Genomic DNA, 18497 nt, shown 5'->3' with positions numbered 1-18497 from the left:
TATCCTTCGTCCGATCGAAGCGCGTGGGGCGCTTCATGCGCAAAAGTGCAGTTTACTGGTCGCTTCTCGGGCCGAAGCCGCATCAGATCTCGACGAGATCTCTCAGCGCCTGGAGTCGCTCGCGAGCCGTCGTCACGGAGTCCGTCGTGCCCCCGCCGCTCTCGGCGGCGGAGCGGACCTCGCTCAGCGCCGCGGAGTACTCCGAGACGGCGGTGAACCAGGAGTCCGAGATCGACGTGGGCGGCGTCGTCTCCGCCAACCGCTGAGCATCCTGCTGCAGCTGATCGACGACTCCGACGGCGTCCTGCCCGCTGAGCTGAGCCAGCATGTCGAGGCCGCGGACGCCGTCATCGAGGCGGGGCTGCACCTGTGTCACGAAAGCGGAGAGGTCGGGCGCGGGCGCGACCGGGGGAGTGCCCGGCTCCTCGGACGGGTTCTCGGAGGCTCCTGGATCGGGCTCACCCGACGGCGACGGGCTCGCGGTCTCCGAGGACGACGGTGACGGCGACGGGGTACCGCCCGGGGTCTCGCCGCGGAGCAGGAAGAACCACAGGAGCGCGGCCACGATCGCGAGGGCAAGGATCACCGAGCCGATGATGATCCAGATGCGCGCACGATTCTTCGGTTTGGGCGGGATGGGGGCCCAGCGCAGTTCCGGCTGAGGGGCGTTGGACATCAGGCCTCCAGGGGCGACATCGGCTGCCAGGAGCGATCCCGGGAGATCTTCCGCCCCTCCTTGAGACCGCGGAACAGATTGCTGGTTCCGCGAACGGTGCGCTCGACGAAGACCAGGCGGATCAGCTCCTTGGCGAAGGTCATCGCCGTGCCCAGGCCGAAGAGCACCGGGTTGTAGTTGTCGTGGATGCGGTAGTAGTGCTTGATGTGGGCACGGTTGCGCATGATGTAGAAGCGATAGGCGTTGCTCGACGCGTTCATGTGGCGGATGCCCATGTCCCACTGCTTGATCTCGCGGGTGCGGCGCAGCACGAACTCATCGACGATCACGGCGGTCGTCAGGCGCGATGCCAGCCAGCCGTACATCTGGTCGTCCCAGTAGATGAAGAAGCGGTGGTCGGGGAGGCCGATCCGCTTCACGATCGAGCGGTGGATGAACATGCCCTCGAAGCATCCGCTGTTCATCTCCTTGAACCCGGAGGCGTCGAAGCCGGACGGCGCGAAGGGGATCGGGATCCCCATGCGCTCGGCGATCCGGTACTGCCAGTAGAACTCGCTGCCGTCGTAGTCGTAGCGGCGTCCCTGGATGCTCTTGAACCGCGAGGACCACTTGCCCATCTTCGCGAGACCGTCGGGGATGACCTCGACGTCGTCGTCCATCATCCAGATCCATTCGGAACCCAGCTCGTACGCCGTGCGCATGCCTTCGCTGAACCCACCGGATCCGCCGGTGTTCGTCTCGAGGCGGCGGTAGACGATCTCGGTGCCGATACCCGCCCGGAACGACTCCACGACCTCGGTCGTGTCGTCGGCGGATGCGTTGTCGATGATCACGACATGGCCCGGCTTCGGGTCCATCGTCGTGATGCTCTCCAGCAACCCGGTGAGCAGGTGCGAGCGGTTGTAGGTGACGATGACGATCGTCGCCGTGGCCGGGTCGAAGGCGACGGATGCCGGGGTCATGCCTGCTCCTCGAAGATCTGCTCCCAGGATTCTGGCGAGACGAGTCCGGGCAGCGCATCGCGGTACTGCTTCTGCAGCTCCGGCCACCTGCGCTGCAGTTCTGCGTGGAGGCGCACGCTCTCGCGCAGCATCCGGCGGTACTTCGCGCGGTCGCGCGTGTAGATGTTCTTTCCCGACCCGTCGGCCGTGCTGACGAGTGCGCTGTCGAAGACCGGAAGGCGCCACCAGTGCGCATCGTCCTTACCGAACTCCACCTCGGGCTGGGCCACGTTGGCGGGATTCGGCTTGTGGAGCCAGTGCGCGATCAGCGTCGTCAGGGTGAATTTGCGCAGCGCCAGGCCGCTCGGGCTGTCGTACTCGTGCCGTGAGCGCTGTCGCTGGAAGACCTGGCGTCCACGACGCGAGTGCAGCACGGCCGTCGGGTCCTTATGGATCACGGTCTCGGGGTACTCCGACGACAGCGCTCGGGCGGCCGGCATCGCGGTCGCGAGCGTGCGCCGCATGTGGTCCGGGCCGGAGAGCACGTCACGCAGGGCGCGCGCACGGAGGGCCACCGGGTAGTACTGCATCATCATGAGGTGCTTGAGGTCGACGCGGCGGCTGTGTCGGATCAGGTGCCCGCCCTTCGGGGCGTTCGAGTGGATGAGTCCTGCCACGATGCGGTTGCGGGCGTGGAAGTACGCCTGCCAGTCGATGGTGTCGTCCTTATTGACCCAGGAGACGTGCCAGAGGGCGACGCCCGGCATCGACACCGTCGGGAACCCCGCTTCGCCGGCACGCAGGCAGAACTCCGCGTCGTCCCACTTGATGAAGGCGGGGAGCGAGAGGCCGACCTTGCGGATCGCATCGAGGGGGATGAGGCACATCCACCAGCCGTTGTAGGTGGAATCCATGCGCATGTGAAGGAGGGGGGACTGGCGCAGGTTGGAGACACCGAAGTCGTGCGGCATCTCCTCCTGGTAGAGGTTGCGCCACATGAACGGCGCTTCGTCGACGACCTCGGCCCAGCCGTGCAGCTTGGGCCGGTCGAGCAGATCGAACATGTGGCCACCCACGAGCACCGGGTTCGTGGCGTACTGCCCGAAGACGACGGAACGGCGCAGCGACTCCGGCTCGATGCGCACATCGTCGTCGAGGAGTTGTACGAAGTCGCTCTCCGGGCGCTGCAGGGTCTCGTGCATCGCCCGGGCGAAGCCGCCGGACCCGCCGAGGTTCGCCTGCCGGATCACCTGGAGGGTCTCGCCGAGCTCGGCCGCGACCTCCGTGAATCCGTCCTGATCGGCGACGAGCTGGGTGCCCTGGTCGACGAGGAAGATGCGGTCGACGAACTCGAGAGCATCGGGCGATGCGGCGAGGGCCTGCAGGGTCTCGACGCAGTAGTCGGGCTTGTTGTAGGTCGTGATTCCCAGCGACGCCTTGCCCGTGCGGGCCGGCTCCTGCTCGGTGGTCCACTCGGCGCCCTCGAGGATGACGTTGCTCTCGTCGGCGACGACGTCGAACCAGAGCCATCCGCCGTCGCTGTACTGGGTGAGTTCGAGGTCGAACGTCGTCGACGATTCGCCGGTGACCTCGCTCGTGGCGACGCGCTGACGCACACCGGAGCCGTTCGAGCGGTACACGAGGACGGTGGCGGATCCGCTGGTGCGGACGGTCAGCTGCACCTGGCGGATGCTCGTCCAGTGCTGCCAGTACGAGGCGGGGAACGCGTTGAAGTACGTGCCGAGCGACACTCGTCGGCCAGCGACGATGCGGGCGCGGTGGCGGCCGAGGATGTTGCCGAGATGCGCACGGCTCGAGACGCGCACCGGCTCGTTCTCGATGACCGACCACGTCTCGGGGTCGGCGTACAGCGGGAGGAGGTCGGGGTCGCGATCGAGCGGGAAGACGACGTTCTGCAGGACGTGGGCCACGGGGGAGTTCTCCGGAGGGGTTTGCGCCGACTGCCGCCGGACGGGCGGAGCAGTGGACTCTGCGAGCAGTGAGTAGCCTACCCTCCGCCACCTCGGGATCCGCGGAGAGTCGGCGGGTCCCGGGCGGTGTCGAGGGCGCGGGATAGGATGGCGGGCGATGAAGGTATTGATCACCGGCGGTGCGGGATACATCGGATCGACTGTCGCGACGGCATGCCTGGAGGCCGGGATCGAGACGGTGCTGATCGACGATCTGTCGACCGGGCTGCGCGCGTTCGGCGAGGGGCGGGGCCTCTACGTCGGCGACATCGCGGATGCCGAGGTGCTCGACCGGGTGCTGGCCGACCACCCCGACATCGACGCCGTGGTGCACTGCGCCGCGCGGATCGTGGTGCCCGAGTCCGTCGACGATCCCCTGGGCTACTACGACACGAACGTGGGCAAGACGGTGCTGCTCCTCGCACGCCTGCGCGCGGCCGGAATCGATCGGATCGTGTTCAGCTCCTCCGCCGCGGTCTACGCGGCCGAGACCGGCGGCGGGGTCGACGAGTCCGGGGCGCTCGCGCCGTCGAGTCCGTACGCCTCGACGAAGGCCATGGTCGAGCAGATCCTCCGCGATGCGGCGGTGGCCGGCGACTTCCGTGCGATCGCTCTGCGCTATTTCAATCCGATCGGTGCCGACCCCCGCCTGCGCACCGGACTGCAGAACCCGCGTCCGACCCATGCGCTCGGCAAGATCATGCAGGCGAAGGCCGAGGGCGTGCCGTTCACGATCACCGGCACCGACTGGCCCACGCGCGACGGTTCCGGCCTGCGCGACTACATCCATGTGTGGGACCTCGCCCTCGCCCATGTCGCCGCCGTGCAGCGCTTCGACGACATCGTGACGACGCCGGATCCCTACCGGGTGATCAATCTGGGCACCGGCGACGGCGTCACCGTGCGCGAACTCGTCGCCGCCTTCGAGCGGGTGACGGGGGAGACCCTTCCCGTCATCGATGCGCCGCGTCGCGCGGGGGACCAGGCCGGAGCCTTCGCGATCGTCGATCGCGCGCACGATCTGCTCGGTTGGCGCGCGGAGCGATCGACCGACGACGGCGTGCGCGACGCCCTCGACTGGGCGGAGAAGCTGCCCGCCGTGCGCGCCGCCTCCGACGCGCTCTGATCGAGCGTTCGCTCAGCCCTGCGCGCGCAGCGTCGGGATCACACCCGTGTGCGCGGCGTCGATGTTCTCGCGCCACGAGCGCGACTGGCCGGCGCGCAGCGCGCAGAGCACGAGCAGGAACCACCCGGCTCCCACCAGGGTGAAGCTCTCGAAGACCGAGTCGACGGCGAGCGTGATCAGAGTGATGGGCGTCCACGCGTAGACGACGGAACGGCGCACGCTCGCCACCAACCAGGAACGAACGAGCGCGACGCCTCCGAGCAGGAGGAACAGCACGAGTCCGGCGGTGCCGAGCTGGAGCAGGACGTCGAAGAAGGCGTTCAGTGCGCTTTGATGACGATCGTCGAGCAGGAAGTTGATGTACGTGAAGGGGTATTCGCCCCGCGCCCATGCCCCGAACCAGCCCCAGCCCTCGATCGGCTTGAGGGCGACGAAGTCGAGGATGGTGTTCCACAGGGTGGCGCGGATCGAGAAGTCCGAACCCGCGTCGAGCAGCGCGATGATCTGGTGCCGGAAGGCGAAGGCCACCGCCAGGGCAGCGGTGACGAGCACGCTGAGCGACCATTGCACGATGCTGCGTCGGGCCGGGGGCGAGTGCCGCACCAGGGTCAGCGCCGCGGTCACGATCCCCACCGCGGCGGCGAGGACGAGCACGGTCGGGGAGGACGAGAAGGCGGCGAGGAGTGCCGCGAGAGCGATGGACGGGATGGCGATCGCTCGGCTCACGGACTGGGTACGCCACTCGATCACGAAGGTGATGAGGGCGATCACGGCGACGAAGCCGAGCATGTTCCGGCTGCCGAAGATGCCCTGGACGGGGCCGCCGGCCGCGAGGTTCCCCTGGATCCCGAGCGCGACGAACGGCACGTCGAGCAGGATGCCGGAGAGGGTCTCGAGCGCGAGGGAGACGACGAGGAGTCCGCGCAGCGCATCGCCGAGAGCGCGGACGGTCTGCAGGGTGTCGCGGATATGCCCGACGGTGAGGGCGAGGAACGCGTAGCCGAACAGCGACGACCACCCCAGCAGCGTCTCGCCGCGGTCGGTCGTCCACACCAGGCTCACCAGCGCCCACCCGAGGAAGGCGTAGAGCGAGAACGGTGCCAGGCGCAGCGCGGAGAGCTCCTCGCGCCGCGCCCACAGGATCGCCGCTCCGAGCAGGCAGAGCACGGCGATGATCGTCGCGAGCGTCACACGCGAGGTCAGTCGCTCGATCGCGAACGATCCGAACACGGCGGTGATCACCGCGAGCGTGAATGCCCTGGCCATCTCGACCGACCCGAGGAGTCGGACCGCACGGGTGGTCGACGTCACGGGATCCGCCGGGCGCGCGCGCCGCGGTCGAACAACTGCTCCCGCTCGCCGACGCCGATCAGGGGCACCGACTTGAGCTTGAACGTGAACATCACCAGCAGCATCCATCCCCACAGCATGATCGGGGTTGACTCGGAGAGTCCCTGCACCAGCAGCACGATCGTGAACATGCTCGGCAGGAGCGTGATCGGCGAGAAGTTGCGCGAGGAGTTGAGATCCCATCGGGGGCGGTCGACGGCGAAGAACCACGACCGCCAGAGCAGGCTCAGATACGAGATGCCCATCAGGATCACGCCGAGGACGCCGAGCTGCATGAGCACGTCGAGCCACATGTTGTGCGCGTGGAAGACGGTGAGGCCGTGGTCGACGATCCAGCCGTCGAAGGCGGGATCGTCGGGAATCCATGGGCTCGAGAAGCCGTTGCCGAACAACGGATGCTGGGCCGCGCGCTCGAGCACCGCGGTCCAGATCTTGTCGGAGCGCCCCGTCAGGTCGGCGCTGCGTCCGACCAGGCCGAGCAGCGGCTCCCGGAGCAGCCACACGGCGGCGGCGAGCACGGCGGAGCCGCCGATCGCGATCACGTAGATGCGCGTGCGGTCCTCGGGCGTGCGCGCGCGACGCATGACGAGGGCGACGGCCAGCGCGACGCCCACGGCGGCGGCGCAGATGAGGGCGGTGGTAGAGGCGGTGCGCACGAGGAAGAACGCGGCGAGCAGCATCCACAGCGCGAGCGTGGTCCGCCAGCGCGCGCGGGCGGCGAAGAGCACTCCGAAGGTGAGGATCGCGAACAGGGAGATGATCGCGAGGATGTTCGCGTTCGCCACGATCCCCTGGAGCCGACCGCCGTCGAACAGGTTGTCGCGCACCCAGTACAGCTGCGGGTCGATCCCGCCCTCGGGGATGACGGCGAAGTTCGGAAGCAGCGGGCCGTGGATCACCAGCGACACCCACAGCTCGAGCGCGATCGAGAGGCCGAGGATCCACTTGAACGTCGATGAGAGGGCACGCGCGATCTCGTGCCACGTCAGCACGTGCGCGACGAACAGTCCGTTGACGGTCACCGCGGCGAGGAGCAGCCAGGTGAGCAACGTCGGTCCCCGCCACTGAGACCACGCGACCGAGACGAGCGCGAGGGTCGTGTAGGCGAGAGCCGTCCACGGCAGGCGCCGCCAGCGGAACGCCTGGGGGCGGTTGCGCGCCAGCATCGGGACGCCGATCGCGACCGTGGCCAGCGTGAACACGACGAGCACGACGGCGGCGCCGAGCATTCCGAGGAGGTTGTAGACGGCGGTGTGCGCGAACGTGACGAAGAGCGTGAGGATCACGTAGCCGCGCAACAGCAGATGCCCCGTCGATTCCCGCTCGGGGGCGGTCGGCGGGGCGCTCACCGGATGCTGGGTGTACTGGGCCATCGCGATCAGGGTACCGCGAGGCGGTCACGTGCGTCTGTGAGCGGCGTGGCGCGCTCTACGCTGGGAACATGCTGCTGCACCTCACCAACGCACCCCGCGACTACGCCTGGGGATCGGAGACCCTTCTCGCCGAGCTCGAAGGGCGTGCGCCGAGCGGCGCCCCCGAGGCGGAGGTCTGGTTCGGGGATCACCCGGGCGACCCCGCGGATGTGGTGGGCGGCGGCACACTCGATGCGGTCACGGGCGGAACCCTTCCGTACCTGCTGAAGCTGCTCGCGGCCGCTCAGCCGCTGTCGATCCAGGTGCACCCGACCCTGGCGCAGGCGAAGGAGGGCTGGGAGCGCGAGAGCGGCCTCGCGCTCGACGATCCGCAGCGCAACTATCGCGACGCCAACCACAAGCCCGAGCTGCTGGTCGCGCTGAGCGAGCGCTTCGAGTCGCTCAGCGGCCTGCGCCCGGTCGCACAGACGTTGCAGCTCACCGATGCCCTCGCGCCCACCGCCGCGGTCGGCGCGCTGCGCGAGCGTCTCTCCGCCGAAGGTGACGTCCTGCGCGACACCCTCGAGTGGCTGCTCGACGGGTCGGCGGGCGAGGCCGTCGACGGCGTCATCGACGCGGTCGTCACCGCCTCCCGCGGGGACGCGGGGGAGTGGAGCGACACTCTGCGCGCGATCGCGCGGATCGCCGACACCTACCCCGGTGACCCGGGGGTCGTGGTCGCGCTGCTGATGAACCACCTCGTGCTCCGCCGGGGCGAGGGCGTCTTCCTGCGCGCCGGTCTCCTGCACGCCTACCTCTCGGGCCTCGGCGTGGAGATCATGGCCGCCAGCGACAACGTGCTCCGCGGGGGACTCACGCCCAAGCGGATCGACGTGCCGGAACTCCTGTCGCTCGTCGACACCGCACCCGGGCTGGTCCCGGTGCTGCGCCCTGCCGAGGAGGGCGCGATCACGACGTACGACGTGCCGGTTCCGGACTTCGCGCTGCGCCGCATCGTGCTCGACGGCTCGCCGACGAGCGTGCCCGTCGACGGCCGGACCATGGTGCTCGCCACAGGCGGCACGGTTCGCATCGAAGGCGCGGATGCCGCGATCGATCTGCCCGTCGGGGCCGTCGCCTATGCGTCCGACGACGAGACCGAGCTGCGTCTGTCCGGCGTCGGCGAGGTCTTCATCGCGTCTCCGGGGCGCTGACGCGCGACGTCTGCGCCCGAGTCCACCTCGGGGCGCGCGACACGCCGATATACCGTCAAGAACCTTCAATACATGATTGAGGGTTTACGATCCGCGACTTGACCCGAGCGAATGACACGGGTGTAATTAGTGGTGCACGGCCCGGCGGGGGGCGAGATATGAGGGGTTGGAGGTCGAGATGACGGGATACCGATCCGACGTTCCGGAGAACTGGTTCGTCGACCCGGTCAACCTCGGTGTACCCGGGGTTCGAAAGGTCGAGGCAGACGACGACAACGCTCTCGCCTGGCAGACCGACGCCCTGTGCTCTCAGACCGATCCCGAGGCGTTCTTCCCGGAGAAGGGCGGCTCGACGCGAGACGCCAAGCGCATCTGCACCTCGTGCGACGTGCGCGGGGAGTGCCTTGAGTACGCGCTCAACAACGACGAGCGGTTCGGTATCTGGGGCGGTCTCTCCGAGCGCGAGCGTCGCAAGCTCAAGCGCCGCGCCAGCTGAACGGCGACGCATCCGCCGGTCGACGGTCTCCCGGATGGAATCCGACCGGGACCTTCGCGGGCGCGCCGCACCGGCTGCCTTCTCCCGCGTCGCACCGCGCTTAGGCTGACGATGTCATGCCAGCCCGAGTTCACGCCATCATCGTCGCGCGCCCCGGTTCCTCAGCCCGCGCGCAACTGCTCCGCACCCTCGAGGCGCTGAGATCGCAGACCGCACCGGTGGAAGCGGTCACCCTCGTGGTCTGCGGCGACGCCGCATCGGCTCGTACCAGCGAGGCCGTCGCGCAGACGGTCGAGGGGATCGTCGAGGCCCGGCACTCCACCTCGTTCGCCGAGGCCGTCGAACTCGCGCGTCCCCGGGTCGCCGAGAACAGCGCCGTATGGCTCCTCGCACACGACACCGCGCCGCACCCTCGGGCCCTGGAACGCCTCGTCGGGATGCTCGAGCGTTCGCCGTCGGCCGCGATCGCGGCACCGAAGCTGGTCGCCACCGACAACGATCGTGAGATCGTCTCCCTCGGCGTCAGCATGACGAGCCTCGGCCGTTCGGTCGAGCTCTCGGCGGGTGAGCTCGACCAGGGACAGCACGACGGTCTCGATGAGGCGCTCGCGGCCGACATCCGCGGCATGCTGATCCGCAGCGAGGTGCGCGACGCGCTCCGCCCGGACCCGGCGCTCGCCGGAGCCGATGAGGGCCTCGATCTGGGCGTGCGCGCTCGTCTCGGCGGCGGACGCGTGGTCCTCGCCCCGACCGCGCGGATCTCGGTCTCGCCCGACGGCCCGGCATCGCTCCCTCGCGGCCGCTCCCGGCGTGCCTATGTGACCCGCCTCGCCCAGCTGCATCGCCGCCTCGCCTATGCGCCGGCGATCGCCGTGCCGCTGCACTGGATCGCGCTCCTGCCCCTCGCGCTGTGGCGCTCGATCGCGCACCTCGTCGGCAAGCGCCCCGAGGAAGTCTTCCCCGAGTTCGGTGCCGCCGTGGTGGCGATGCTCCGATTCGGAGCGCTCGCCCGTTCGCGTGCCGCCATCCGATCGTTCCGCACCTCGTCGTGGGCCAGCATCTCGCCCCTGCGCGTCACGGGCTCGCAGCTCCGCCGTCGTCTCGACGACGGCCACGGCAGCGAAGGCGGCGCCGTCAGCGAACTGCACTTCTTCGGCGGCGGTGGCGCGTGGGCCGTGCTGGCCGCCCTCGCCGTGAGCGTCGCGTCGTTCACCTCTCTTCTCGCCTGGCCCTCGCTCGGCGGCGGAGCCCTCCTGCCGCTTCGGCAGACCGTCGCGGGACTCTGGCAGGACGCGGTGTGGGGAGTCCGGGGGCTCGGCCTCGACGTCGTCGGTCCGGCCGATCCCTTCGCCGGTGTGGTCGCCGTCCTCGGCTCGCTCTGGCCGGGATCGCCGTCCTTCGCCCTCGTGCTCCTGTGGGTGCTCGCGCTGCCGCTCGCCGTCCTCGGCGGTTGGTTCGCCGCGACGCGGGTGACGGATCGCGCGGGGCTCCGCATCTTCGCGGGAGTCGGATGGGCTCTGGCGCCGACGTTCCTCACCGCGCTCGTCGACGGCCGCCCGACCGGCGTTCTCGTGCATCTCCTCCTGCCCTGGCTGTTCCATGCGGCGGTCGTCGCCCATCGATCGTGGGGAGCGGCGGGGGCGGCATCGCTGGTGTTCGCCGCCGTGGCCGCATGCTCGCCGTCACTCGTCCCCGCACTTCTCGTGCTCTGGGTCGTCGGGCTCGGGATCACTCTGGGAACGGCCCAGTTCCGTGGTGCCGTTCGCCTGCTCTGGACCCCGATCCCGGCCCTCGTGCTCTTCGCGCCGCTCGCGTACGTGCACCTCGTCGACGGATCGCTCGTCGCACTCCTGGCCGATCCCGGGGCGATCTGGGCCGGCCCGCAGGCGGCGGCGGATGCCGCAGGGCGCCTCGCCCTCGCGACGGGATATCCCACCGCGGATGCCGCAGGGTGGGCGGCTTTCCAGATCGCGCCGCTCGGCGCCTGGGCGGCCGTGTTCAGCGCGCCTCTCGCCCTGCTCGCGCTCGGCGCGGCCGTCGCGCCGCGCTGGCGTGCGGGTATCACCCTGCTCGTCGTCTCGCTCGCTGGCTTCGCGACGGCGTTCCTGGCCGTGGGCGTCACGGTCAGTTTCGCGCAGGGCACTCCGGTCGCCATCTGGCCGGGTGCCGGGCTCTCGCTCGCGTGGATCGGCATCGTCGGTGGCGCGGCCGTCACCCTCGACACCGCTGTCACGCTGCCGCGACTGCGCACGGCTGTCACCGGCATAGCCGCGATTGCTCTGGTGGTCGGAGCGGTGCCGGCCCTCACGGCTCTCCATCTCGACGCCTCCGCTCTGCGCAACGGGCCCGATTCGACGCTTCCGGCGTACGTCGCGGCGCAGGCCTCCGGGGATCAGCCGATCAGCACACTCGTCCTCACACCGCAGAACGACGGCGGACTCGCCGCCGAGGTGGTCTGGGGCGCGAGTGAGACCCTGGGTGCGCAGACCACGATCCTCTCGACAGCGGAGCAGCCGCGAGGGACCGACATCGCCGCCCTCTCGGTCGACCTGCTCTCGGCGCGCGATTTCGATGCGCCGGGGGAGCTCGCCGCCCACGGGATCAGCTACGTGCTCGTCGCGCAGGTGCCGGGCGATGAGGCCGACCAGGCTCGTTCGATGCGGACGTCGGCGATCACCGCGATCGATCAGCGCGCCGGGTTCGTGCACGCCGGCACCACGGATCGCGGCGTTCTCTGGAGGGTCGACACCGACATCGCCGCACCGGCGACTCTCACGAACGCGCAGGAGCATCAGGCGCGACTCGTCGTCACTCTGCAGCTGATCTTCCTGTTCGCCGCTCTGCTCCTCGCTCTGCCCACCCGTGCGTCGCGACGCGCGGCGCGTGCGCAATCCCGCATCGTCGGGCGTGCGCCCGAGGAGCCACTCGTCCTCCCACGGCATCGCGAGGAGCTCGCGGAAGCCTCGATCGTCGAACCGGGCGGAGTCGACGAACTCGCCGAGGCCGCGATCGTCGGCGAGACGCCCGCGGATGCACTCGAGGAGGCCGTCGCACCGGACGGCGAGACCTCGAGGAACGACCTGGAATCACGCGGAGAGGCCGTTGACGCGCCGACAGGAGATGCTGCCGTCGACGACGACGCCGCCGATCCCACCGGGGACCCCGACACCGAGGAGCAGCAGCGATGAGCCGCACGCGAGTCTTCCGAGTGGTCGCCACCGGCGCGCGCGTCGCCGTGGGCGCCGTGGTCGCGGTCGCCTGCGTCACCGGCGTCGTCACGGCGATCCACGCACCGTGGCCCGAGGTCGCGCACGAACCTGCGCAGGTGGAGGTCACGCCGCTTCCCGGAGCGCCGATGCTCGTGTGCAACGGCGACTTCCGCGCGATCGGTCGAGACTCCTCCGACCCGCTGAGCATGCGCTCGGCGGGGTCGCCGTCGGTCACCGTGGACGGGACCGGTGGCGCTCCGGCATCCGCACCCATCGCCGTGCCCGATCTCATCGGCGGTGCCGAGGTCGACCGATTCACCGGAGAGGTCGTCGACCGGAGCGCGCCCCTCATCGCCGCGACCGAGTCGATCTCGGTCTCGGCGACGGATCTGGCGGGCTTCGCCGCCCTGCCCTGCGGGGAGAGCAGCTTGGAATCCTGGCTGGTCGGAGGAAGCGTCGCCACCGGGACCAAGGACATCGTGACCCTCACCAACGCGGCGGCGGTGACGTCCACCGTGACCCTCTCGACGTACGGGGATTCGCGGAGCAACCGCACCGTGATCGTCCCGGCGATGACGCAGGTCGCCCTTCCGCTCAGCTCGATCGCGGCGGGCAACACGACACCCGTGGTCGAGGTCACGGCAGAGGGGGCTCCTGTGAGGGCGGTTCTGCAGTCCTCCTTCGTGCGCACGCTCGACCCGGCCGGCATCGACCTGCAGGAAGCGGTTGCCGGGCCGCAGCGGCATCCGGTGATCGTCGGTGTGCAGTCGTTCGACGGCGACGGTGACAACGCCGACATGACGGTGCTCCGGCTGCTTTCGGCCGGTGAGGACGGGCGAGCCGTCGTCACGGTGCGCGCGGTCGGTTCACCCGAGGTCGTCGAGGAGTTCACGGTGGATCTCGCGGCCGACACCCCGGCGGAGGCGTCGCTCAGCGCCCTCGCGCCCGGGTCGTACTCGGTGTCGATCGACGCCGACACCCCGGTGGTCGCGGGTGTCCGTCAGCAGAACGGATTCGGCAAGGGCGCGGACTTCTCGTGGATGACACCGGCGCCGGAGATCGGCACGGACGCCCTCTTCGCGGTGCCGAACGGACCCCAGCCGGCGCTGTACCTCATCAACGAGGACGGTGCCGATGCGACCGTCACCCTCGAGAACCTCGGCAGCGGGAACTCACGCGAGGTCGTCGTGCCCGCCGGCAGTTCGGTGGCGGCGACACTCAACGGCGATACGGTCTATCGGCTCAGCACCTCTGACGCCGTGCGCGCGGCGATGAGCATGTCCGGTGCCGGAGCGCTCGCGACGTGGCCTCTGCAGCCGAGCGCGGGCGCGGAGAAGAGCATCACGGTCTACCCCTAGACACGGGGTCGATGCGCTCCGGTCAGTGGTCGTGGCCGAGGTCCCACGGCTCGCGGCCGACGTACTCCGCCGCTGCCCGGAAGACGGCGCTCTCGATCGCCATCCGTCGGTGCGCGTTGTCGTCGTGGCCGGGAGGGAGAAGACGCTCGATGGGCAGGCGGAAGAGCACGATGCGTGCGTGCTCGCGATCGAGGTACCAGCGCGGCACCTCGTCACCCGCCTCGAATCCGGGCATCGCACCGATCTCGAATCGCACGTCCTGCAGCTCCGGCCACGTGCCGCGGAGGAACTCGACGGCGGTTCCCACCGAGAGGTCGAACCGGTCGAGGCGTCCGTCCAGAGGAGCCAGGGGAGGCCGCACGACCTCGCTGCGGCCGAGACGGCCGTGGCGTCCGTGCCGCGCGCCGCGCCGGGGCGTCTCGGGGGTGCGGGTGGCGCGTCGACGGGGCATGACGAAAGTCTAGGCCGTGTGCGGCGTCGGACGGCGCGGCATCCGTCGTTGACGCGCACCGGACCGTAGCCTGGCACGGATGGACGGACGACTCTGCTCGAAGGTGGGCTGCGCGCGCGAAGCGGTGGCCACACTCACGTACGACTACGGCGACCAGATGGCCGCGCTCGGTCCGCTCGGACTCGAGCGTCACCCGCACGCTCACGACCTGTGCGCCCAACACGCCGACCGGTTGTCGGTGCCCGCAGGGTGGATCGTCGTGCGCCACGAGGCGCTGCGCGCCTGAGCGTCAGACCCCGACGCGGCGCCCCGAGAGCCGCTCGGCGCGGGCATCCGAGGTGATGAGTGCGCGTCGTTCCCGCTCGCGACGGATGACCGTGATCGCGACCAGGACTCGCTCCGGCGAAGCCTGCGGCAGGGGGGAGACGAAGGCGGATGCCTCGGCGAGCAGCTCATTCGCGACGCGCGCGCGTGCCCCGGGCACGAGCTGGTGCGCCGCGGCGAGGAACTGCGAGATGCGCCGGGCGAGACGGTCGGGCAAACGCGCGACGTCGGCGATCTGCGACCAGCCGAGGAGCTCACCGGGCATCACCGGAACGCTCTGGGCAAGCTTAGGCGTGCGCACGCGCTGGCTGTAGGTGCCCGCCACGAGATCTCCCAGGCGCTGGGACCGTGCGGTGAGGGCGCCTGAAAGGACGGCGAGGCCGCCGAAGGTCATGTAGATCTCGAGCACGCCGAGAAGCGCGCGGATGAAGGCGTGACGGAATCCCGTCGCGCCGCCGTCGATCCGGACGATGCGCCCGCCGACGGCCAGCTTGCCGAGGCTGCGGCCCTTCGTCAGCATCTCCATGCTCAGGGGGAGCACGAGGAAGCTCACCGCGAGAGAAGCGATGGTCGCGATCCGGTCGGTCGCCTCGGTGAGAACACCGGCATCGAGCAGCCAGACGCGGAGGAACAGCCACAGGATGAAGACCCCGTAGCCGAGCAGCATGTCGATGAGCGCACCGAGAGAACGCATGAGGAACCCGACCGGCTGGACGTCGATGGCGACGGCTTCCCCGGACAGCATCTCGTCGGTCGTATCGATCGGCACGGACATGAGTACAGTAAATCAGGTGGATGCCGATGCGTTGACCGATGCACGCCGCGCGGAGTGGGCGCGACTGGATGAGCTCAGCCGCGCCGCACTGGACGGCGCGGCGGTCGACGAACTCATCGTGCGTTACCGCGCCGCGTCAGCGGATCTCGCCGAGCTCAAGACGTCGGTCGGCGACTCGCCGCAGGGTAACTACCTTTCGACGATCCTCGTTCGCGCTCGCATGCGACTCACGGGTGCTACGGACAGCGTCCTGACGCAGGCGGCGCGGTTTTTCGCCGATCAGTTTCCGGCGGCGCTGTACCGCCTTCGATGGACGACGCTCATCGTCGCAGTCTCCTTCGTCGTGATCGCACTCGGAACGGCGTTCTGGATATCGAACGACCCCGCTCTGATCGCTACACTCGGGCCTCCGGACGCGCTGCAGCAGTACGCCGACGAATCCTTCACCGGTTACTACACCGAGAATCCTGCTGCGGTGTTCATGGGGATGGTCTGGACGAACAACGCCTGGATCGCGCTGCAATGCGTGCTCTTCGGGGTCACGGGAATCTGGCCGCTCTACATGATCGTGCAGAACGCTTTCGGTCTGGGTGTGTCCGGCGCCGTCATGATCGCGCACGGCCACGGCGACGTCATGCTGCTGTACATCCTTCCGCACGGAATGCTCGAGCTCACGTGCATCTTCGTCGCGGCTGCGGCAGGTCTACACGTCTTCTGGTCGTGGGTCGCTCCAGGGAACCGTACGCGCACGGAATCCCTGGCGATCCAGGGGAGGTCACTCGCAACGGTGGCGTTGGGACTCGTCTTCGCTCTCTTCCTCGCCGGCCTCGTCGAGGGCTTCGTGACCGGGTGGGCTCTGCCCTGGCCGCTCAAGATCGGCATCGGCGCGGCGGCGCTGGCCGTGTTCCTGATCTACATGCTCGTCGTCGGCGGACGCGCCTATCGCCGCGGCGAGACGGGTGATCTCGTCGAGTACGAGGCGGGCACCCCACGACTTCTCGCGGGGTGACCGGAGCGCTCAGAGTCGGCCTGCAGCCTTGAGCTCGAGATAGCGGTCGGCGATCCGCGGCGGGAGATCCTCGGGGTCAGCGGAGATCGCTTCGCCGCCCGCTCGGCGGATCGCGTCCGCCACGTTCTCGGCGTCGCGCAGAGTGCGCTCGGCGGCCGCGGCGAGGTAGACCTCCTCGCGCGAACCGCGCTGCTGCGCCAGCTCGACGATCGACTCGTCGGTGACGGAGCCCACGAGGATCGACGTCGCCCGCGAGGCATCCGGAAAAGCGCCGAGGAAGCCTCGCGCCGATTCCGCGGCGTCCTGCGCGGTGAGTACGACGATCAGCGAGGGGCGAGTCGTCAGCGTGCGCACGGCTGCGAACGCGCCGTGCCAGTCGGTGTCGACGAGGCGCGCGTGCACCGGGGCCATGGCGTCGGTCAGCGCGGGCAGGAGAGCATTGCCCTCGACACCGGTCACCCGTGCCCGGACGACGCGGTCGTACATCAGCAGGTGCACGTGGTCGCCCGCGCGCGCCGCGAGAGCCGCGAGCAGGAGGGCGGCCTCGAGCGCGGCATCCGCTCGTGTTCCGTCGCCCACGCGGGCCGCCGCGGTGCGTCCGGTGTCGATGATGATGACGACGTGCCGATCGCGCTCCGGCCGCCAGGTGCGCAGCATGGTGGTCCCGGCGCGGGCAGTTGCCCGCCAGTCGATCGATCGCACGTCGTCGCCGCGCACGTACTCGCGCAGCGAGTCGAACTCGGTGCCCTGACCGCGCACCTGGATGCTCGTGTTGCCGTCGAGCTCGCGCAGCCGGGCGAGACGCGAGGGGAGGTGCTTGCGGGACGAGAAGGCGGGGAGCACTCGGATCGCTCCCCGCACGCGGTGGACGGCTTGCCGTCCGGCGAGACCGAGGGGGCCGCGCGAGCGGATCACGACGAACTCGCTCACCAGTTCGCCGCGGCGACGGGGGAGGAGCGGGATGTCGACCCGACGGCGCTCGCCGCTCGGGATGTCGAGGGTCTGCCGTGCGGTTCCCGCGCCGGCCGTCGGTTGCCAGGCGTCGCGGAGAAGCGCGTGCAGTTCGCGGGACCCGTGATTGTGCACGGCGACGCTGACCGGCACCGCCTCGCCCAGCCGTGCACGAGCGGGCACGCGCCGGGTCACGGTCACCGACCGCGGGCTCGCGCTGAAGACGACGTCGACGGCGACCAGCACCACGCAGAGGCCCAGCCACGCGCCGAGCACCGCGTACGGCGGAATACCCGCGAGCCCGGCGATGACCAGCGGCACGACGCCCGCAGCCACGGCGAGCGCGAGGCGACCCGTGACGAACACTTAGATCGGTACCCGGGTCTGCTGCACCACGGAGGTCAGCACGGCATCCGCCGAGACGCCCTCCATCTGCGCGTCCGGGCGCAACTGCAGACGGTGGCGCCAGACCGGTACGAGCATCGTCTGCACGTGATCGGGCGTGACCGCCGTCGAGCCGTTGAGCCAGGCCCAGGCCTTCGCCGCCGCGAGGAGGCCCGTCGAGGCGCGCGGGCTGGCCCCGAGCTCGACCGATGGGGACTGCCGCGTGGCGCGGGCGAGGTCGACGACGTAGGCGAGGACGTCGTCCGTCACCTCGACGCGTCCTGCGGCGGCCTGCGCTGCGCGGATCTCGTCGGCGGTGACGACGGCTTCGACGCCGGTGAGCTCGCGTGGCGAGAAGCCGGAGGCGTGCTTGCGCAGCACGGCCACCTCGGCGTCGCGCTCGGGCATCCCGACCACGAGCTTCATGAGGAACCGGTCGAGTTGAGCCTCGGGAAGCGAGTACGTGCCCTCGTGCTCGATGGGGTTCTGGGTCGCCGCGACGAGGAACGGGTCGGGGAGGGCGCGGCTCGTGCCGTCGGCCGACACCTGGCGCTCCTCCATCGCCTCGAGGAGCGCCGCCTGCGTCTTCGGGGGCGTGCGGTTGATCTCGTCGGCCAGCAGGATGTTCGTGAACACCGGGCCGGCGCGGAAGTCGAATTCTCCCGTGCGCGCGTCGTACACGAGCGATCCGGTCACGTCGCCGGGCATCAGGTCGGGAGTGAACTGCACGCGCTTGGTGTCGAGGCCGAGGGCCCGGGCGAACGAGCGCACGACCAGGGTCTTCGCGACGCCCGGGACGCCCTCGAGCAGCACGTGTCCCCGGGCGAGCAGAGAGACCAGTAGGCCGGTCACCGTGCCGGCCTGTCCGACCACGGCCTTGTCGACCTCGCTGCGCACGCGGTGCATCGCCC

At 69.9% G+C, this 18497-nt stretch carries 16 protein-coding genes; 7 read left to right on the top strand and 9 right to left on the bottom strand.

Going from position 1 to position 18497, the window contains the following annotated elements:
• Nucleotides 1–82 precede the first annotated feature (82 nt).
• From WFJ97_RS04615 to WFJ97_RS04605, 3 genes are read right to left on the bottom strand one after another with little or no spacing between them, the layout of a single operon-like run.
• Nucleotides 83–676 carry a hypothetical protein gene (locus WFJ97_RS04615; RefSeq protein ID WP_336640620.1) on the bottom strand — a complete coding sequence of 198 codons (594 nt, stop codon included), beginning with the start codon at nucleotides 674–676 and terminating at the stop codon, nucleotides 83–85.
• Nucleotides 676–1638: a glycosyltransferase gene (locus tag WFJ97_RS04610; RefSeq protein ID WP_336640619.1), complete on the bottom strand. Its 963-nt coding sequence runs from the start codon at nucleotides 1636–1638 to the stop codon at nucleotides 676–678. The genes WFJ97_RS04615 and WFJ97_RS04610 overlap by 1 nt, the downstream gene beginning before the upstream one ends.
• On the bottom strand, nucleotides 1635–3548 hold the full coding sequence (locus WFJ97_RS04605) for a glycosyltransferase (protein WP_336640618.1): 1914 nt from the start codon (nucleotides 3546–3548) through the stop codon (nucleotides 1635–1637). Before WFJ97_RS04605 ends, WFJ97_RS04610 begins: the two co-directional genes overlap by 4 nt.
• A gap of 157 nt (nucleotides 3549–3705) precedes the next feature.
• Here WFJ97_RS04605 and galE point away from each other — a divergent pair, with 157 nt between their 5' ends.
• A complete protein-coding gene (gene galE, locus WFJ97_RS04600) occupies nucleotides 3706–4713 on the top strand; it encodes a UDP-glucose 4-epimerase GalE (RefSeq protein WP_336640617.1) in 1008 nt (335 codons plus the stop codon).
• A 12-nt stretch (nucleotides 4714–4725) separates the two neighbouring features.
• Here galE and WFJ97_RS04595 read toward each other — a convergent pair whose 3' ends face one another.
• Nucleotides 4726–5979 (bottom strand): O-antigen ligase family protein, encoded by a 1254-nt coding sequence (locus tag WFJ97_RS04595; RefSeq protein ID WP_336640616.1) that lies wholly within the window; start codon nucleotides 5977–5979, stop codon nucleotides 4726–4728.
• 41 nt (nucleotides 5980–6020) lie between these two features.
• Nucleotides 6021–7436: an O-antigen ligase family protein gene (locus WFJ97_RS04590; RefSeq protein WP_336640615.1), complete on the bottom strand. Its 1416-nt coding sequence runs from the start codon at nucleotides 7434–7436 to the stop codon at nucleotides 6021–6023.
• Nucleotides 7437–7504: 68 nt separating this feature from the next.
• Between WFJ97_RS04590 and manA the strand changes: the two genes are divergently transcribed.
• From manA to WFJ97_RS04570, 4 genes are all read left to right on the top strand, one after another.
• The gene (gene manA / locus WFJ97_RS04585) at nucleotides 7505–8629 is read left to right on the top strand and encodes a mannose-6-phosphate isomerase, class I (RefSeq protein ID WP_336640614.1); all 1125 of its coding nucleotides are present in this window, start codon (nucleotides 7505–7507) and stop codon (nucleotides 8627–8629) included.
• A gap of 178 nt (nucleotides 8630–8807) precedes the next feature.
• Entirely contained in the window at nucleotides 8808–9125 is a 318-nt protein-coding gene (locus tag WFJ97_RS04580) for a WhiB family transcriptional regulator (protein ID WP_247622876.1), read from the top strand.
• Nucleotides 9126–9241: 116 nt separating this feature from the next.
• Nucleotides 9242–12313: a glycosyltransferase gene (locus WFJ97_RS04575; protein ID WP_336640613.1), complete on the top strand. Its 3072-nt coding sequence runs from the start codon at nucleotides 9242–9244 to the stop codon at nucleotides 12311–12313.
• Nucleotides 12310–13692: a DUF5719 family protein gene (locus tag WFJ97_RS04570; protein ID WP_336640612.1), complete on the top strand. Its 1383-nt coding sequence runs from the start codon at nucleotides 12310–12312 to the stop codon at nucleotides 13690–13692. The genes WFJ97_RS04575 and WFJ97_RS04570 overlap by 4 nt, the downstream gene beginning before the upstream one ends.
• A 22-nt stretch (nucleotides 13693–13714) precedes the next feature.
• On the opposite strand, the gene WFJ97_RS04565 is transcribed toward WFJ97_RS04570, so the two are convergent.
• Nucleotides 13715–14143: a hypothetical protein gene (locus WFJ97_RS04565; protein WP_247622873.1), complete on the bottom strand. Its 429-nt coding sequence runs from the start codon at nucleotides 14141–14143 to the stop codon at nucleotides 13715–13717.
• A gap of 79 nt (nucleotides 14144–14222) precedes the next feature.
• Here WFJ97_RS04565 and WFJ97_RS04560 point away from each other — a divergent pair, with 79 nt between their 5' ends.
• Nucleotides 14223–14429, top strand: a complete 207-nt coding sequence (locus WFJ97_RS04560; RefSeq protein WP_247622872.1) for a DUF3499 family protein — start codon at nucleotides 14223–14225, stop codon at nucleotides 14427–14429.
• 3 nt (nucleotides 14430–14432) lie between these two features.
• Here the strand turns inward: WFJ97_RS04560 and WFJ97_RS04555 are convergent, their stop codons facing one another.
• Nucleotides 14433–15242: an RDD family protein gene (locus WFJ97_RS04555; RefSeq protein WP_336640611.1), complete on the bottom strand. Its 810-nt coding sequence runs from the start codon at nucleotides 15240–15242 to the stop codon at nucleotides 14433–14435.
• A 16-nt stretch (nucleotides 15243–15258) separates the two neighbouring features.
• On the opposite strand from WFJ97_RS04555, the gene WFJ97_RS04550 reads away from it, so the two are divergent.
• Nucleotides 15259–16251, top strand: a complete 993-nt coding sequence (locus WFJ97_RS04550) for a stage II sporulation protein M (RefSeq protein WP_336641856.1) — start codon at nucleotides 15259–15261, stop codon at nucleotides 16249–16251.
• Nucleotides 16252–16260: 9 nt separating this feature from the next.
• On the opposite strand, the gene WFJ97_RS04545 is transcribed toward WFJ97_RS04550, so the two are convergent.
• Both WFJ97_RS04545 and WFJ97_RS04540 read right to left on the bottom strand, forming a co-directional pair.
• A complete protein-coding gene (locus tag WFJ97_RS04545) occupies nucleotides 16261–17568 on the bottom strand; it encodes a DUF58 domain-containing protein (protein ID WP_336640610.1) in 1308 nt (435 codons plus the stop codon).
• Nucleotides 17569–18492 carry an AAA family ATPase gene (locus WFJ97_RS04540; RefSeq protein WP_247624703.1) on the bottom strand — a complete coding sequence of 308 codons (924 nt, stop codon included), beginning with the start codon at nucleotides 18490–18492 and terminating at the stop codon, nucleotides 17569–17571.
• Nucleotides 18493–18497: the final 5 nt, after the last annotated feature.

Source organism: Microbacterium sp. USHLN272 (assembly GCF_037149655.1).
Taxonomy (GTDB): domain Bacteria; phylum Actinomycetota; class Actinomycetes; order Actinomycetales; family Microbacteriaceae; genus Microbacterium; species Microbacterium galbinum.
Note: the sequence above shows the minus strand (reverse complement) of the source record. Positions and strands in the feature narration are given on the sequence as shown.

Excerpts from the sequence above, each read along its gene's own strand:
- manA (WP_336640614.1), top strand. The coding sequence starts at position 7,505 with ATGCTGCTGCACCTCACCAACGCACCCCGCGACTACGCCTGGGGATCG.
- WFJ97_RS04615 (WP_336640620.1), bottom strand. The coding sequence starts at position 676 with ATGTCCAACGCCCCTCAGCCGGAACTGCGCTGGGCCCCCATCCCGCCC.
- WFJ97_RS04580 (WP_247622876.1), top strand. The coding sequence starts at position 8,808 with ATGACGGGATACCGATCCGACGTTCCGGAGAACTGGTTCGTCGACCCG.
- WFJ97_RS04555 (WP_336640611.1), bottom strand. The coding sequence starts at position 15,242 with ATGTCCGTGCCGATCGATACGACCGACGAGATGCTGTCCGGGGAAGCC.
- WFJ97_RS04590 (WP_336640615.1), bottom strand. The coding sequence starts at position 7,436 with ATGGCCCAGTACACCCAGCATCCGGTGAGCGCCCCGCCGACCGCCCCC.
- WFJ97_RS04595 (WP_336640616.1), bottom strand. The coding sequence starts at position 5,979 with ATGGCCAGGGCATTCACGCTCGCGGTGATCACCGCCGTGTTCGGATCG.
- galE (WP_336640617.1), top strand. The coding sequence starts at position 3,706 with ATGAAGGTATTGATCACCGGCGGTGCGGGATACATCGGATCGACTGTC.
- WFJ97_RS04570 (WP_336640612.1), top strand. The coding sequence starts at position 12,310 with ATGAGCCGCACGCGAGTCTTCCGAGTGGTCGCCACCGGCGCGCGCGTC.
- WFJ97_RS04575 (WP_336640613.1), top strand. The coding sequence starts at position 9,242 with ATGCCAGCCCGAGTTCACGCCATCATCGTCGCGCGCCCCGGTTCCTCA.
- WFJ97_RS04610 (WP_336640619.1), bottom strand. The coding sequence starts at position 1,638 with ATGACCCCGGCATCCGTCGCCTTCGACCCGGCCACGGCGACGATCGTC.
- WFJ97_RS04540 (WP_247624703.1), bottom strand. The coding sequence starts at position 18,492 with ATGCACCGCGTGCGCAGCGAGGTCGACAAGGCCGTGGTCGGACAGGCC.
- WFJ97_RS04560 (WP_247622872.1), top strand. The coding sequence starts at position 14,223 with ATGGACGGACGACTCTGCTCGAAGGTGGGCTGCGCGCGCGAAGCGGTG.
- WFJ97_RS04565 (WP_247622873.1), bottom strand. The coding sequence starts at position 14,143 with ATGCCCCGTCGACGCGCCACCCGCACCCCCGAGACGCCCCGGCGCGGC.